Below are 15,723 nucleotides of genomic sequence, written 5' to 3'. Positions count from 1 at the left end.
ATCCCTCGGCGCGCCCCCCTATGGCGCCCTACCCGAACTTCGGCTTGCCGTCTATTCCATCCGGCCTAGCGCTTCGCGTTGTCCGCTCTGCGAGGCACGCGGTCCAAATAGTCCAGCAGTAAGCCTGTCCCTTTAACAACGCAATGCATCGGATCTTCGGCGATAAGCACCGGAACCTTAAGCTCTTCGGCAAGCAACGCGTCAAGACCGCCCAGCAGCGCGCCGCCGCCCGTCAAGATGACGCCGCGGTCGATGATGTCTGCCGACAATTCCGGCGGCGTCCGCTCCAGCACGGATTTGGCCGCCGAAACGATGGACGATACCGGTTCCCAGAGCGCTTCGCGCACTTCGTCCGAATAAATCGTCACCGTAAGCGGCAAGCCTGTCACCATATCGCGTCCGCGGATATCGATCTCGTCCCGGAAGCCGTTATCGTACACGGTACCGATTTTGATTTTGATATCCTCGCTCGTCCGTTCGCCGATCAGGAGCTTGTACTTGCTCTTGATATACTTCATGATCGCCTCGTCGAACTTGTCCCCCGCGACTTTAATCGAGGAGGCCGTAACGACGTCGCCCATCGACAGCACGGCAACGTCCGTCGTGCCGCCGCCGATATCGACGACCATGTTTCCGCTCGGCTGATAGATGTCCATTCCGGCGCCAAGCGCGGCTGCTTTCGGCTCTTCCTCCAGGAAGACATCCTTTGCTCCGCTGCGCTCCGCGGCTTCGCGAATCGCCTTTTGCTCGACCGACGTGATGTTCGTCGGCGCGCAAATAAGAATGCGAGGACGGCTGTACCAAGACCGGCCGCCCACGCGATCAATAAAGGCCTTCAGCATAATTTCCGTTATTTCGAAATCGGCGATGACGCCGTCCCGAAGCGGTCGGATGGCAATAATGTTTCCAGGGGTCCGTCCTACCATCCGATGCGCTTCTTCACCGACGGCCAGTACGCGTTTGGTTTCGCTCTCGATCGCTACGACCGAAGGCTCATCCAGAACGACGCCTCTCCCTCTGACATGAATGGACACGTTTGCAGTTCCCAAATCAATCCCAATATCCTTGCTAAACATACGTCTAAAGTCCTCCAGCGCGAATAATAGTCGAGTACAATCCTCATCTAGTATAGTATTCGCTGAAATCAACGAAAATCCTCTATTTTTGTAGAAAAAATCGCTTACGATTTTGCCGCAGCAAGCACTTCACGCTTGCGTCCGGAGCTCTTCTTGTACTTGATTTTGGTCGCTTCTCCTCCCCTCAGGTGCCGGATCGATTTGTGGTATTCCAGAATGTGCTTCACCTGGTCTGCCAAATCAGGATTTATTTCCGGCAAACGCTCGGTCAAATCCTTGTGCACCGTGCTTTTGGAGACGCCAAATTCTTTAGCGATCGTCCGCACCGTGTGCTTCGTCTCGACGATGCAACGGCCGATTTTTATGGTCCGTTCTTTGATGTAATCGTGCACGCTCCCGCCTCCCTACTCGAGATAGTTTGGTACAGTATATGAGGGGTACGGGTAGATATTCTTTATGTCCAAGCGTGACAAGCCTTAGAACTGCAAATATTTTCATTCCGGCTCCAAGAAAGCAAAAAAGAAGGCAGGAAATCCCTGCCTTCCGAAGGTTTCGCGGCCCGTGCCGCCTTGCCGATATTATTGTGCTTCCGTGCCGGAACTAGCGGCTTCGATCAGCGTCGAAGGATTCATTGGCTTGCCGTTCTGGCGTACTTCGAAGTGCACGTGGACGCCCAGATCCTTCTCCAGCTCGTCCCGTCCCGCTTTCGCGATGACGGCGCCTTGCTTCACGTCTTGGCCGACCTTCACCTGAACGTCGCTCAGGCTGTTATAGATCGTGACCATTCCGTTCGCATGCTTGATTTGAACCACGTTGCCGTTAATCGGGTTTTTCTCGGCTACCGTAACCACGCCGCTCAGTGCCGCTTTGACGTCGAACGCCACGTCATTCTTGCCAAGGTCGATCCCCATGTTCGGGATGAACTTGTTATCGTACGTTTGAATCAAAGCCGCTGCGCGATTCTCGCTGCTGGACTGAACGTCGTAATACGGCGCCAATACATCCAGTTGACTCTTGTCGGCAGGCCATTTCATAAGCTCGTCTTGCGACTTCTCTACCATTTTGTCAGCATCCGTCGTTTGATCGTCGAGCGTCGTTTCATCCGTTACCCCTTGAGTAGCGTCTACGCTGGTGCTGGCCGGTTTGTCCGATGTTTCCCCAGCTCCCCCATAGAGCCACATTAAGGTTACGATGATTGCTGCCGCGGCCAAAAATGCTGATGGTGCTGCCCATTTCTTTGCCATCAGTTTTCTCCACGCAGACGGTTTGACGGCTTTGCCTCCCATTGCATTTTTGGGAGCCTCTTCATTGAACTTTGATTTGTTATCACTCATTGTTCGATCACCTCACTAGCCATTGTTGCCGAAACCTAGCAGTTTATACGTGAGGGATTTATATTTTTTGAGATTCAAGGTGAAACGCAGATATAGAGTCGCAGGAAGCTAGTTTAAGGTGCCGGAAGCCGGTTCGACTTTCGCGCCGGAATAGTAGTGGGACAGAATTTGCCGCGCGGTTGCGCCGTTCTCGGCCATCCCGTCCGCTCCCCATTGACTCATGCCGACGCCATGCCCGTAGCCTTTGGTCGTAAAGCTTATCTCATTCCCATCGATCGTCCAGGCAAAATCCGAGGATGCGAGAGACAGTTTCTCGCGAATCTCCCTGCCCGTGAAAGTTTCGCCGCCGACCTTGATGTCCTTCACCCGCTCGCCGGACGTCGTGTCGAGAATGCGCATGCTGCGGACTTCGGCCGTCTTCACGCCCAGCTTCGCGGCCGCTTCCTTCAGCTTCATCGTCACCTTCTCTTCATACTTCGGCGAAATCTCCTTATCCCAAGGGCTGGCTACGCTGCGCAAATACGGCAGGTCGACATTCCAATAGTCGGATGCATTCTCCGTATAACCATTGCTGGTCGAGAAGAATGACGCCTGAATCGGCTCTCCGCCATACGTGACAATCAAGCCTTTCGTTCCCTCGACGGCCTCGTTCAGCTTCTGCAAATTCGCTTCCTTCTCCGAGCCGCTCCAACGCCCCAGCAGCGCGCCCAGCGAAACGTACACCTGGTTCATGACCGTATCGTCCACGTCGGCCTTCTTCGCTTTATCCGTCAGCCCGCTTCGGTCGCCTGTCAGCAATCGCCGGTAAATGTAAGTTCTCGCCGCGATCGCTTGCGCTTTGAGCGCTTCCAGCTCGAAATCCACCGGCATCTCGCCGGCCAGAACGCCGCGCACATACAGTTCGATCGGCATTCTCTCGATGCGCTTCTCTTCCGTCAAGTAGACGGATACCCATAAGCGGTCATAGTCGCTGACCGTCTCGGCCGGCTTGTCCGCAGCCGAGCCGGAAGCCGCCTGCGCGTCTTCCTGCGAGGTACCGTCGGACTCCGGGCTAGTAGAACCGTTACCTCCTGTAGTTGGGTTCGCTATCGTATTATCCGCCTCGGCAGGCGCCGATTCCGATAGAAAGGCGGGAGTTGGCGGGCGCAGTCCTTCCTCCTTCGCCCTCTCGTGCGCCAGGAAGTAGACAGCCCCTTTCACAAGCAGCACGAGCAGCAATCCCCATAGAAACCCGAGCCACCAGCCCCTTGTCCAAAATCGACGACGATAAGAGCGACCGGCCTTCCATCTTGCTCGATTCATGCGCAGCTCCTTTCGGTTCTTCGATTCTCTGTTCCTAAACTTCTTCCCTATGACAGTCTATGAACCGAAAAGATAGGATAGTACGCGCAGCAAAAAACCCTATTTTCACTTCTCCCGGAGAAAGGAGCGAAAATAGGGTTTCTTGAATTTACGATTCGGAGCATGGAAGAGGCAACGATTTGAATTAAGCCCAGGTTGGCTGAGCTTTCATGCGAGGCAATTCTTTCTCCCGTTTAGCCGGCTCCTGCGTCCGTGCGGCAACGATTGCCGGCTCCGCTTCTTCAAGCGCGGCAGCAACGTCTTCCAGCACCTTAACGTAGAGCGGCTGAGCCGATTCCGTATTCTCCTCGCGGAGAATATCGGCGCCAAGCGATGCCAGCTTGCCTGTAATATCCACATACCCGCGATCCACATGGTGGATGCCGGTGATTTCGCTCTCGCCGTCCGCGCAAAGCGCTGCGCAGACAAGGGCCGCACCCGCACGCAGATCGGTTGCCGTCACTTTCGCGCCCGTCAGCTTCGTGCCGCCGGAAACGATCGCCGTACGACCGTCGACTTTGATATGCGCGTTCATTTTCTGGAACTCCTCGACATGCATGAAACGGTTCTCGAATACCGTTTCCGTTACGATGCTCGTGCCTTCGGAGACCATCAGCAGCGCCATCATCTGCGATTGCATGTCGGTCGGGAAGCCCGGATAAGGGAGCGTCTTCACATCGACGGATTTCAGCTTCTTAGCCGCCGTAACGCGGATGCCGATGTCCGTCTCGGTAATAGCAACGCCCATTTCCTGCAGCTTCGAAATGACGGGCGCCAAGTGATCGCCGATCGCGCCTTCGATATGCACGTCGCCGCCAGTCATGGCCGCCGCAATCATGTAAGTACCCGCTTCTACGCGGTCAGGGATAACGGTATGCGATACGCCGCTCAGCGATTCCACGCCTTCGATGCGGATAATGCCCGTGCCTGCGCCGCGGACGATTGCGCCCATGGCGTTCAGGTAATTGGCCAAATCCACGATTTCCGGCTCTTTCGCCGCATTCTCGATCGTCGTCGTTCCATCCGCAAGCACGGCCGCCATCATAATATTCTCCGTCGCGCCGACGCTTGCGAAATCCAGATAGATCTTGGCGCCCTTGAGCTTGCCTTCCGTCCGGGCTTCGATAAAGCCTTGACCGAGCGCGATCTCCGCGCCCATCGCTTCAAAGCCTTTCAAATGCTGGTCGATCGGACGCGTTCCGATCGCGCAGCCGCCTGGCAGCGAAATTCTTGCGCGTCCGAGACGGGCGAGCAGGGGACCCATGACGAGGAAGGAAGCACGCATTTTGCGCACCCACTCGTATGGAGCTTCGAACGAAACGAGATTTTCGGCGGAAATGCGCATCGTCTCATTATCATATGTCAGCTTCCCGCCAAGCGCGGAAAGCACTTGTTGAATTGTTTGGACATCATCCAGAAAAGGTACGTCATGAATGACGCTTTCGCCATCCTTTGCGAGTAACGTGGCAGCGAGAATCGGTAATACGGCGTTCTTTGCGCCGCTTACGCGGACAGTTCCGGATAGTCGCTTGCCGCCGCGGACGATTATTTTGCTCATCTTAAGGTTTCCCTCCGCGTGCAGTAGATTCTTTAACCTAACATAGGAAGAAATGGTACCCCACCTCATACCCAAACTACATCTTACCATCCGCTTACAAGAATCGACAAGCGTTATTTTACGCCTGCCAAAAAGCGGCATTTTATATCATTCGCAAGCGATTTCGTGTTTCGTACCGTCACCTATTACCCATTGTTAACATGTTTCCGGGTTGTTATTCGACAATGCCCCTGAGCAGCCCCGACCAGTTCCAGTAAGCCAGGACGAAAGAAGCAAAACCGTGACCCAGCACGATGGACAGCACGATCTGCACCAAACGGACTTGAGGGCCGCGAGGTCGTTTCATGATAGCATCCCATTTAATTTCCTGAATGACGATCCAGGCGAGCGCGATGCTGAACAATTCGATGACGATCGACATTAAAGCATGCATGCCGGCCGATGAGGCGACTTGATCCATTTTCCATTGACTCCCTATCCTAAATTCGCATTAAGCGCACGCAGCAGCACAGAAGCAAACTCGGCCCGGGTGGCCGGGCGCTCCGGTTCGAAGCGATTGTCCGAATATCCTCCCATGAGGCCTTTGTGCGCAGCTGTCCAAATGGCAGGCGCGGACCAGCGGTTGGCCGGTACGTCGTTGAACGCCGCCGCCGTCGGACGCACGCTCTGCACATGCAACGCCCGCAGCAGGATGACGGTCATTTCTTCCCTGGTTACGGGACGTCCCGGGCCGAAGCCGCCGCCAGGATAACCGCCGATCCAGCCAGCCCCCGCCGCGTTCACGATGGACGCATATGCCCAGTGACTAGCAGACACGTCATTGAATTTCACCTTCGACGCGCTTCCTTGAGGCTTGATCGCCCTCGCGAGCATGGAAACGGTCTCCGCCCGCGAGATACTTTGGTCCGGGTTAAAGCGGTAGTTGCCGCTGCCGCCGACGATGCCCTTCTTGTTCAACGCCACGATCGCCGACTCCGCCCAATGGCCGTCAATATCCCGGAAGCCGGCCACCAGCGTCTCCGCTTTTACCTGCAGGCCGTAATATTGCTTATCGAAGGCGGCGCTTGCGGTCACCTTGATGTAATAAAGCCCGGCTTCCAGCCGCTGTTCCTTGGCGACGGCCGAAGCGCTCGGAGCCGACTTCATCGATGTTACCTGCTTCTGACGTTTGTCGAACACTTCTGCTTTCATCGATATGCCCGCGGGAATGCCGCTCAACTGCACGGTGACCATGCTGGCCGCGGCAAGCCTCACCTGGTACCAATCTACATCTCCCTGTACGCCAATGACGCCGGAGTAGCGGGCGCCCGGCGAAACGCCGGTTGCCTCGTACGATTTGTCATTAGGCTCGTTTGGATCGGCGTACCGCGTAATGAATTGCAAGTTCAGCTTATATTGCGATGCCGTCGAACTGGCCTGCGCCGACATCGCATTGCGCATACGAATGTAGTAAGTGCCCGGCGAGATGTCGATCGGCTCCGTGGCCTCGCCTTCCCCTTCGCTGTTCGCGTCTTCTTCCAGCAGCGTGCCGCCCTGCCGCTGGTACGCCAGCGCAGGGTCCATACGGGCGGAATCGGTCGTCACGGACAGCTTCAGCGTACCGCCGGTCTCAAAATGAATCGCATACCAATCCTGGTCGCCGGTCTGGTGAAAGTTGCCGACGATTTGCTGCGATTTGGGCTGTAAAGTAAACGCCTGGTATTGCTTATCGTTCATTTCGTAAGCATCCGGCGCGATCTGGAACGAGGAAGTCAGCAAATAAGCCATCTTCTGCTTGCTGCTTCTATTGAATAAACGCACCTCGAAATCGTTTCTCCCTTTCTTAACGTGCCACTCCACCGTTTGGTTGCTTAGTTTCGTTTGTTTTACGCTTTGGTCGGACGTATCGCCGCCATGGGTCAGCTCGAGCGTCGGGACGCTCTCCCCTGCGGCCGGCAGACTTTGAACCTGGATGGAAACCGTACCGTCGTACGGGGCTTCTATGCGGTACCAGTCGGCATCCGCGCTGCCGGACAGCTCAGCCGCAATCTTCGTGTCGAGCGGAAAAAGCTTCGCCGACTGCCGGCTGTTATTCGGTTCGAAGCTGTCGGCCTGCAGCGACGCGGTGACGGCCTTGTCGATCTGCAGCAGTCCGTATCCGCTCGCGTTATCGAAGCCCGGGTTGCCGATATCCTGCGCCGTCTGGCGAAGCAGACCCCGAATCTGGTAAGGCTTGTATTCGGGATGCACGGCCCAGACGAGCGCAGCCGCAGCCGCCACCTGCGGCGCTGCCATCGACGTACCTTCCTCCTGCGTATAGCCTCCGCCAAGCGCCGTCGTATATACGCGCCAGGGGGCGGCAAGATCGATTTCCGGTCCGGCATTGGACCGGGTCTCGGGACTGCCCCCGGGCGTCGCGCCGGCTACCGCCATGACGGTCGGAAAAGCGGCGGGATACTTCACCTTCGCTTTGTCCCCCAGCACTTCTCCGTCGTTGCCGCTTGCCGCAACGAGCAATGCGCCTTTGGACTCGGCATACGTGGCGATGTCTTTCAAATAAGGCGAGTAGCGATACAGGCCAACGGAAAGCACTACAATCCGCGCGCCATGGTCGACGGCATAGGTAATGGCTTCGCCAAGGCGTTCCTCGTCGCCGTAGCCATCGGCGTCCAGCGCTTTGACGGGCATGATTTTGGCATGCCAGAGAATGCCGGCAATGCCCAGCTTGTTGTTTCCTTCGCCCGCAATGACGCCGGCCACTTCGGTTCCATGGCCGTTGTCGTCCTCCGGCGGCTTGCCCGGAGCAACCAGATTGGTACCGGGCACGAGGTTGTCTTTGAGATCGGGATGATTGAGGTCGACGCCGGTGTCGATCAGCGCGATCGTGATGTCCTTCTGATCGCGGACCTTCGTCCACGCCTGCTTGGCGCCGATCTGGTTCAGGAACTGCTGCTTCGGCAGTTCCGGGTCATTGCTCGCCGGTTCGGCCGCCAGCATCTGCACGCGGCCGACCGGCTCCACGTAGGCGATCTCCGGCGTGTTCTGCAGCCGGAGAAGCCACTCGGCCGTGTCCGCCCCGGAATCGGCGGGGCGGACGACGTCCACCGCCGCCGCCGGGAGCGATAGGCGGCGGAGCACGCGCGTGCCGCGCAGAGGCTTCGCCTGCGCGGGGTCGCGCCATTTGATGAGCCAGGTTTGCGGCTCATCCTGGCCGCCGGAGGCGGCGTCTTGGGCAGGCGGCGCTGCCGGCCTGCCACGGCCGCCGCAGGCGGCGGGGCCGCGGGAGCGGCCCCTGCGGCGAGCGAAGCCGCCTCCGCAGGGGCGCCCGCGAGCAGCAGCGCTGCGAGCCCGGCGTGCAGCGCGAGGCGCAGCAGGGGCGCGGCGGGCGACAAAGCCGCCTTTGCCCTGCCCGCGCGGGTTTCACGGCTGCGCGGCATAGCAGCCGCTTCTTCGCTTGCTTGCCGATGCAGCGCATCTGCCTCTGCTTTGTCTCTTGGACGCTGCGACCCTTCACTGCCATGCCGATGCAGCGCATCTGCCTCTTCTTCGTTTCCTTGACGCTGCAGCTCTTCACTTCCTGGACCTTGCCACCCATATGTCTTCTCTTCGCATGCGCGGCTGCGTGGCGGGCCTTCCGCTTCCACGCTTTCGCCGCAGGGTACCCGGGCGCGGTTCCCGCTATCCCCGGGCATGACGGAATAGCTCTCGCGAGGCACGGAGTTCGGATCGGATGATATGGTCGTGGATCTCGCTTTCCAATGGCTATTGTTCATCATAATCTGCCTTTAACCTGCAATTTGGTATCTGAAACTGTTCGCTTCCGGACCCCCGATTTCCTTTTGACAAATTATTGAATTCGCGTGAAACAGGCCAATTGTCCCGGTTACCGCTTCAAGTACATCGATAAATATGCGCCTGCCCGCTTACTTACGCTTGAAGATTGTATGAACGCTCGATGGCCGGAGCATATAATCTTATTGCCGCGCACGCATAAAAATAACCTCCAGTCCCCGATGGCGATCGAGGCTGGAGGCTTCAAGAGATGCTTTGGCCGTTGGACTATTGAAAAGGAATGAACAGATCGTTCATGAGCGAGAAATGGCTGTTGATCCAGTCCAGCACCGGTCCTGGCACGATGCCGAGCGCGACCGTCGCGAGCGCGCACAGCCAGATGACGATGCCGCTCGTTACCGGTACGTGCACGTCCGCATCGCTCGTGGAACGCATGAACATTTGGCGGATCAGACCGAAGTAGAAGTAGTACGAAATGACGCTGCTGACGACCATGACGGCCGCGATCCAGTAGTCCTTGGACTGCGCTGCTCCGAGCAAGATGAACAGCTTCCCGAAGAATCCGCCCGTAATCGGCAGTCCGGCCAGGGAAAGCACGAAGACGATCATCGCGATCGCCGTCCACGGAGCCCTGTAATACAAGCCGGCAAAGCCGCCGACCTCTTCGTGCCCTGCGGATTTAGAAATGACGGCGACGACCGAAAGCGCACCGATCGTCATTAGCAGATAGACCGCCAGATAGAAGATGAATTCGCCGACGCCGGAGTAATGCATCCCTTTGATCGATAAGCCCACCGGAACGAGCATGTACCCCGCATTGGCGACGCCTGACAGCGCGAACAGCCGTTTGACGTTGAATTGCCGCAGCGCCATGGTGGAACCGATCAGCATCGCAGCGGCAGCCAATATGAGCAGGACGAGGAAGACGTCTTGCGTGACCGGTTTCCCCGGCGAAGAAGCATAGAATGCCAAATTGTAGACGATTCGGAAAATGACGGCGAAAGCTGCGCCTTTCGATACGACCGCGAGGAAAGCGGTAATCGGCGTCGGCGCGCCTTGGTAGACGTCCGTCGCCCAGTAATGGAACGGAGCAGCCGCGATTTTGATGCCCAAGCCCGCGATAATGAAGAAGAACGCGACATACAGCATGGCCGGATAATCAATGCCGTGCGTCTTGATGCCCTCGGCGATCGCTCCCAAGTTGGTCGCTCCCGTGATGCCGTACAAGTAAGACATCCCGAACAGCAGCAGCGCGGAGGATATTCCGCCCGTTACCACGTATTTGAAAGCCGCCTCGGTCGACTGCACGGCATGCTTGCGAATGCCGACGAGCACGTAGGTGGTGATGCTGAGCAGCTCGAGTCCGATATACAGCGTAATCATGTCGCCGGAGGATGCCATGATCATCGCGCCGCATACGGCCGGCAGCAGCAAGTAATAGAATTCTCCCCGGTCCGGAATGTCCGACCGTTTCACCGTGCCGAGGCTCATCAGCACGATCAGCGCGGTCGCCACGAGGAACACGATCTTCATTAGACTGGAGAAATAGTCGATGCGGTAGCTGTCCGCCATAATTCGTATGGCGGCGCTTGCCAGCTGCCCATTCGCGTTCATCTGCGGCGCCGCATTCGCAAGATCGATCAAGCGATAAATGACGGCTCCGAGCGAAACCAGCAGTCCGGCGAGCGTCAGCCAGCCCGTTATCGCACGGCGCGGCAGGAACAAGTCCAGCACCGCCAGCGCGATCATGCTTACGATCAAAATCCATTCCGGGGCGAGATAGGCCGCATCGCTCCAAGTGAGTGACTGCAGTTGTTGTGCAGCGTCCATCGTTCCTACCTCCCCGCCTTATCAGATAGCTGCTGCAGCAGCGAGTCGAAGCCGTGCTTCATCGGATCCGTCAATACGGCCGGATATACCCCGATCAGCACGATGAAGGCCAGCAGCGTGATCATCGGCACCGCTTCCACGAGCCGAACGTCCCGCAAAGCCCCGAACCGTTCCGGCATGGTACCGAACGTGATGCCCAGCACGCTTCGGAGTACATAGACCGCCGTTAAGATAACGCCCAGGACGGCGATGCCCGTAAGGACCCGCATGGAGTCGAACAATCCGAGCAGCGAGAGGAACTCGCCGACGAAGCCGGACAAGCCCGGCAGCCCCAGCGACGCCATCCCCGCAGCCAGCAGGACGCCGCTTAAGAACGGCATGCTCCGGGCAAGCCCGCCCAGGTCCTTCAGCTCCGTCGAGCCCGTGCGTTCGTGGATGCTGCCGACGATCAAGAAGAGCAGCGCGGATATGAATCCGTGCGAGACGAGCTGAATGATCGCGCCATGCAGCCCTACCTCGTTCAGCGAGGCGATCCCGAGCAGCACGATGCCCATATGACTGATGGAAGAGTAGGCCAGCACGAGCTTGAACTCCTTCTGAACGAGCGCGAGCACCGCGCCGTACAGAATATTAATGACGCCGAGTATGGCCAGCACCGTCGCCCAGTCCTTCGTCTCCCCCGGGAACATGAAGACCCCGAACCGCAGCAGGCCATAGGCCCCCATCTTAAGCAGCACGCCGGAGTGAATCATGACGACGGACGGAGGCGCCTCCGCATGCACCTTCAACATCCACGTATGGAACGGGAAGATAGGCAGCTTGATGCCGAATGCGATCAGCAGCAGCAGATAAATGACCCAGTGCATGCGGTCGGACAGATAGAGCGGGTTATCCGAGCCCTGCGACAACTGCGGCATATTGACGTAAGCATCCTTGTCCGCGAGATTGGAGCTGATCACTTCGTAGCTTCCGCTGTAGGACAGATGCGTCTGCTGCAGTTCCGGCTGTTGATCGGCTCTAAAGCCGGCCGTGGCTACAAGCAGGACGAACGCCAGCAGCATGATCGCAGATCCGATTCCGTTGTAGAGCAGAAACTTGTTCGCTGCCTGCTCGCGGTTCATATAACCCCAGATGCCGATTAAGAAGAACATCGGGATGAGCGTCATTTCGAAGAAAACGAAGAAGAGGAACACGTCCCGCGCCAGGAAAACGCCGATCATGCCGACCTCCAGCAGCAGGAACCAAATGTAGAACGCCTTCCACCGCTTCTTGATATGGACGGAAGCCAGCGCGGCCATAACGCCGACGATGGTCGTCAAGAGAAGCAGCGGCATGGATAAACCGTCCACGCCCATATGGTATTGCATTTGCAGCGTGTAGGAGCTGACATCGCCGACAGCCTCTTTATTCAGCGATGTCGACAGCCAGGTCGCCGTTTCCTCGTACGCTTTGCCGCCCTTGACGCTGTCATAGTCCGCATACAGCCAGAGCGACAGCAGAAGCGGAAGAACCGTTGCCGTGATCGCGGTTATTTTGATCCAGCGGCTTCGCTGCTTCGGCAGAAACAACAGCACGAGCAGGCCGAGCAGCGGCGAGAACGTAATCATCGATAATATCGGAAGATCCGCGAGCATTACCAGAACCTCCTTAAGGCGACCGCCGCGATTAGGATAACGAGCCCGAACACGGTGATAAGGCCATAGGTTTGCAATTGACCGTTCTGCATGCGCGTGCCGCCTCTGCCAAGCAGTACCGCCGCTCCGCCAGCCGCGCGTACCAGGCCGTCCACGATATAATCGTCAACGGCATTGAGCAGCCCGCCGACCGAACGGAGCGGACGCACGATGATCAGATCGTACAGCTCGTCGATATAATATTTTCGTTCCAACAGCTTCACGAGCCATGGCGCCCGCGAAGAAATGAAATCACGCGAGATCATGCCTTTGACGAAGACGAGCCAGCCCAGATACAAGCCGAGCAAACCTACTGCCGCGGAGATGACCATGACCAGACCGCCGCCGCCGTTCTCCTGCTCCGCCCCGTCCGTCAGCCACGTGCCGAGCGTATCGTTCCACGGTGTTTGCACGAATCCGGCGACGACCGCCAGCACGGCAAGCACGATCAGCGGAATCGTCATCGAAGAAGGCGACTCATGGACTTGCGCATGACCTTTGGGCTTGCCCGTAAAGACGAGGAAGAAAAGGCGCGACATGTAGAAGGCCGTGAAGAACGCCGCCACGACGCCGACGACGAACAAGACCGGTTTCTCGTGATAGGCGATGTTCAAAATCATATCCTTGGACCAGAAGCCCGAGAACGGCGGGATGCCGGACAGCGCCAGCGTGCCGATGCCGAACGTCCAGGCGGTGATCTTCATCTTGGAGCCCAAGCCGCCCATCTCTTGAATGTTCTGCGTATGTACGGCGTGAATGACGCTCCCCGCTCCGAGGAAGAGCAGCGCTTTGAAGAACGCATGCGTGAACAGGTGGAATACGCCGCCCGTCATGGAGTTCAGCCCTAGTCCCATCATCATGTAGCCCAGCTGGCTGACCGTCGAATAGGCGAGGATGCGTTTGATGTCGTTCTGCGCCACCCCGATGGTAGCCGCGAAAATCGCGGTAAACCCGCCGATGTACGCTACGGTATCCATCGCTGCCTGCGACGCCTGGAAGATATCAAACGTCCGTGCGACCAAGTATACGCCTGCGGCGACCATCGTCGCAGCATGGATGAGCGCGCTGATCGGCGTCGGGCCTTCCATCGCGTCCGGCAGCCATACATGAAGCGGGAATTGACCGGATTTGCCGACCGCGCCGACGAAGATCAGAATGGCGATCCACGTTGTCACGCTTGCCGCGATGACGCCGGATCCGCCTTCGAATGCATTGCCGATCCGCACGAAGTCAAGCGCGTGATCCGGCATGTACCAGTAGAGCAGCAGAATGCCGAGCAGCAAGCCCGCATCCCCGATGCGCGTGACGATAAACGCCTTCTTCGCTGCCGCCTTCGCTTCCGGCTTGCTGAACCAGAAGCCGACGAGCAGGAAGGAGCATACGCCGACGAGCTCCCAGAAGATATACAGCGTCAGCATATTGTCGGCGAGCACCAGCCCCAGCATGGAGAAGGTGAACAGCGCGACATAGCCGTAGAAAACCGAAATTCGTTCATCGTCTTTCATATACCCGGCGGAATACACGTTGACCAGGAAGCTGACCGCAGTGACGACGACGAGCATCAGCGCCGTCAAATTCGTCACTTCGAAGCCTGCCTTGAAGACTACGCTTCCCGTATCGATCCACTTGAACGCGTATTGATAATACTTCGTCCCGTCCGTCATATGCTCGATCAAGACAAGCACCGAGAGCACGAGTCCTGCCAGCGAACTGACCGAACCGAGCGTGACGCCGATCATTCGCGATGAACGGCCGAAGGCCAGCAGCAGCAGGAACGCGACGAGCGGGAAGAGCGGAATGAGCCAGGCTGCCTGCGAAAAAGTCGTATCCATGGCGCTTACCTCCTCATCTCGTCGTAATCGTCTACGTTAACCGTACCGCGCGCCCGGTACAACGCGATCAGCACGGCGATACCGACAGCCGCCTCTGCTGCCGCGACCGCGATGCTGAAGAGCGTGAACATCTGGCCCGTCAGCGACGGCATGATGCCGTATTTGGAGAAAGCGACCAGGTTTAAGTTGACGGCATTCAGCATCAGTTCGATGGACAGCAGGACGATGACGGCATTTCTTTTCGTCAAGGCGCCGTACAGACCGACGCAGAAGAGGATTGCCGCTATCGTTAAATAGGAAGATAACATCTAGTCCGCCTCCTTCTTCGCAAGCACGATCGCGCCGATGAACGCGACCGTGAGCAATACGGATACGAGTTCGAACGGCACGACGTAACTCGTGAAGAGCGCCTGGCCGATAGCCATCGTATTGTCCGCCGTTCCGTCCGGCACCGCCTGGGGCTCCGGAAAGTCCGATTGGCGAATGGCGTAGAATAGGATGCCGAACAGCGCCAGCGCGCCGATGGCCGTCAGCGTCTCTTGCATCGTGCGGGGCTGCTCTGTCTCGGCTTCCTGATGCTTCGTCATCATAATGCCGAAGATCATGAGAATAGAGACGGCGCCGGCATAGATGAGCACCTGTACGAAAGCCAAAAATTCGGCGTTCAGCAAAATGAACATTCCCGCCACGCCGATGAACACGGCAGCCAGCGAAACGACCATATGCACGACTTTCGTAAAGCTGACCATCAGAACCGCGCCGCTAATAATCATGACGGAGAAAACGAAGAAGGCGACGAATTCACCGCTGAAATCGATATTGAACATGCGTTATTTCGCTCCTCCCTTGGCTGCAGCAGGAGCACCGATGTTGTTATTGTCCTGGCGGACAAGCCGATTGTTCTCGTCCAGCCATTTCATATCCTTGAACAGATCGTCGCGGCTGTAGGAGGCCAATTCAAAATTGCCCGTCATCACGATGGCTTCCGTCGGGCAAACCTCCGTGCAGAGGTCGCACAGAATGCAAATCTCGAAATTGATGTCGTACGTATCGATGACCTTCCCCTTCTTCTCGGGGTCCGGGTTCGCTTTGCCGGTTAACGTGATGCATTCCGTCGGGCAGATGCGCACGCACTGATTGCATACGATGCATTTGTCCGGTTCAAAATGCTGAATCCCGCGGAAGCGGTCCGGCATGATGATGGGCACGTCCGGATAGGAGGTCGTTACTTTCTTCTTGGTCATGGATTGCAGCGTAACGCCAAGTCCTTTCAAGAGACCTTTCATTCGTTCTCCCTCCTACAAGTTT

At 57.5% G+C, this 15,723-nt stretch carries 14 protein-coding genes; all 14 read right to left on the bottom strand.

Annotated features, from left to right (window positions below; genetic code table 11):
- Positions 1–65: 65 nt before the first annotated feature.
- Positions 66–1,076, bottom strand: coding sequence for a rod shape-determining protein MreB (gene mreB, locus GZH47_RS18270; RefSeq protein WP_162642423.1), 1,011 nt, complete (start codon positions 1,074–1,076; stop codon positions 66–68).
- Positions 1,077–1,180: 104 nt separating this feature from the next.
- Positions 1,181–1,468, bottom strand: coding sequence for a sporulation transcriptional regulator SpoIIID (gene spoIIID, locus GZH47_RS18265; RefSeq protein ID WP_090575384.1), 288 nt, complete (start codon positions 1,466–1,468; stop codon positions 1,181–1,183).
- 186 nt (positions 1,469–1,654) lie between these two features.
- Positions 1,655–2,320: a M23 family metallopeptidase gene (locus GZH47_RS18260; protein WP_225446121.1), complete on the bottom strand. Its 666-nt coding sequence runs from the start codon at positions 2,318–2,320 to the stop codon at positions 1,655–1,657.
- A 198-nt stretch (positions 2,321–2,518) separates the two neighbouring features.
- Positions 2,519–3,712, bottom strand: coding sequence for a stage II sporulation protein D (gene spoIID, locus GZH47_RS18255; protein ID WP_162642421.1), 1,194 nt, complete (start codon positions 3,710–3,712; stop codon positions 2,519–2,521).
- 184 nt (positions 3,713–3,896) lie between these two features.
- Positions 3,897–5,309 (bottom strand): UDP-N-acetylglucosamine 1-carboxyvinyltransferase, encoded by a 1,413-nt coding sequence (murA, locus tag GZH47_RS18250; protein WP_162642420.1) that lies wholly within the window; start codon positions 5,307–5,309, stop codon positions 3,897–3,899.
- Between the two features lie 214 nt (positions 5,310–5,523).
- Positions 5,524–5,769 (bottom strand): DUF1146 domain-containing protein, encoded by a 246-nt coding sequence (locus GZH47_RS18245; protein WP_162642419.1) that lies wholly within the window; start codon positions 5,767–5,769, stop codon positions 5,524–5,526.
- Positions 5,770–5,783: 14 nt separating this feature from the next.
- A complete protein-coding gene (locus GZH47_RS18240; protein ID WP_225446555.1) occupies positions 5,784–8,285 on the bottom strand; it encodes a S8 family serine peptidase in 2,502 nt (833 codons plus the stop codon).
- The gene (locus GZH47_RS34160; RefSeq protein ID WP_225446120.1) at positions 8,228–9,064 is read right to left on the bottom strand and encodes a hypothetical protein; all 837 of its coding nucleotides are present in this window, start codon (positions 9,062–9,064) and stop codon (positions 8,228–8,230) included. The genes GZH47_RS18240 and GZH47_RS34160 overlap by 58 nt, the downstream gene beginning before the upstream one ends.
- Before the next feature lie 283 nt (positions 9,065–9,347).
- Complete coding sequence (locus GZH47_RS18235; RefSeq protein ID WP_162642417.1) at positions 9,348–10,910, bottom strand: NADH-quinone oxidoreductase subunit N; 1,563 nt, start codon at positions 10,908–10,910, stop codon at positions 9,348–9,350.
- 5 nt (positions 10,911–10,915) lie between these two features.
- On the bottom strand, positions 10,916–12,544 hold the full coding sequence (locus GZH47_RS18230) for a complex I subunit 4 family protein (protein WP_162642416.1): 1,629 nt from the start codon (positions 12,542–12,544) through the stop codon (positions 10,916–10,918).
- The gene (nuoL, locus tag GZH47_RS18225) at positions 12,544–14,415 is read right to left on the bottom strand and encodes an NADH-quinone oxidoreductase subunit L (protein ID WP_162642415.1); all 1,872 of its coding nucleotides are present in this window, start codon (positions 14,413–14,415) and stop codon (positions 12,544–12,546) included. The genes GZH47_RS18230 and nuoL overlap by 1 nt, the downstream gene beginning before the upstream one ends.
- A 5-nt stretch (positions 14,416–14,420) precedes the next feature.
- Positions 14,421–14,723, bottom strand: coding sequence for an NADH-quinone oxidoreductase subunit NuoK (gene nuoK / locus GZH47_RS18220; RefSeq protein WP_162642414.1), 303 nt, complete (start codon positions 14,721–14,723; stop codon positions 14,421–14,423).
- Positions 14,724–15,242 carry an NADH-quinone oxidoreductase subunit J gene (locus GZH47_RS18215; RefSeq protein WP_162642413.1) on the bottom strand — a complete coding sequence of 173 codons (519 nt, stop codon included), beginning with the start codon at positions 15,240–15,242 and terminating at the stop codon, positions 14,724–14,726. It abuts the gene before it with no gap.
- A 3-nt stretch (positions 15,243–15,245) separates the two neighbouring features.
- Positions 15,246–15,701: an NADH-quinone oxidoreductase subunit NuoI gene (gene nuoI, locus GZH47_RS18210; protein ID WP_162642412.1), complete on the bottom strand. Its 456-nt coding sequence runs from the start codon at positions 15,699–15,701 to the stop codon at positions 15,246–15,248.
- Positions 15,702–15,723 lie beyond the last annotated feature (22 nt).

It is taken from the genome of Paenibacillus rhizovicinus (assembly GCF_010365285.1).
GTDB lineage: Bacteria > Bacillota > Bacilli > Paenibacillales > Paenibacillaceae > Paenibacillus_Z > Paenibacillus_Z rhizovicinus.
This window is presented reverse-complemented; position numbering and strand designations above follow the sequence as displayed.

Coding starts and splice junctions, on each gene's coding strand:
- mreB (WP_162642423.1), bottom strand. CDS start 1,076: ATGTTTAGCAAGGATATTGGGATTGATTTGGGAACTGCAAACGTGTCC.
- GZH47_RS18260 (WP_225446121.1), bottom strand. CDS start 2,320: ATGGCAAAGAAATGGGCAGCACCATCAGCATTTTTGGCCGCGGCAGCA.
- spoIID (WP_162642421.1), bottom strand. CDS start 3,712: ATGAATCGAGCAAGATGGAAGGCCGGTCGCTCTTATCGTCGTCGATTT.
- murA (WP_162642420.1), bottom strand. CDS start 5,309: ATGAGCAAAATAATCGTCCGCGGCGGCAAGCGACTATCCGGAACTGTC.
- GZH47_RS18245 (WP_162642419.1), bottom strand. CDS start 5,769: ATGGATCAAGTCGCCTCATCGGCCGGCATGCATGCTTTAATGTCGATC.
- GZH47_RS18240 (WP_225446555.1), bottom strand. CDS start 8,285: ATGCTGGCGGCCGAACCGGCGAGCAATGACCCGGAACTGCCGAAGCAG.
- GZH47_RS34160 (WP_225446120.1), bottom strand. CDS start 9,064: ATGATGAACAATAGCCATTGGAAAGCGAGATCCACGACCATATCATCC.
- GZH47_RS18235 (WP_162642417.1), bottom strand. CDS start 10,910: ATGGACGCTGCACAACAACTGCAGTCACTCACTTGGAGCGATGCGGCC.
- GZH47_RS18230 (WP_162642416.1), bottom strand. CDS start 12,544: ATGCTCGCGGATCTTCCGATATTATCGATGATTACGTTCTCGCCGCTG.
- nuoL (WP_162642415.1), bottom strand. CDS start 14,415: ATGGATACGACTTTTTCGCAGGCAGCCTGGCTCATTCCGCTCTTCCCG.
- nuoK (WP_162642414.1), bottom strand. CDS start 14,723: ATGTTATCTTCCTATTTAACGATAGCGGCAATCCTCTTCTGCGTCGGT.
- GZH47_RS18215 (WP_162642413.1), bottom strand. CDS start 15,242: ATGTTCAATATCGATTTCAGCGGTGAATTCGTCGCCTTCTTCGTTTTC.
- nuoI (WP_162642412.1), bottom strand. CDS start 15,701: ATGAAAGGTCTCTTGAAAGGACTTGGCGTTACGCTGCAATCCATGACC.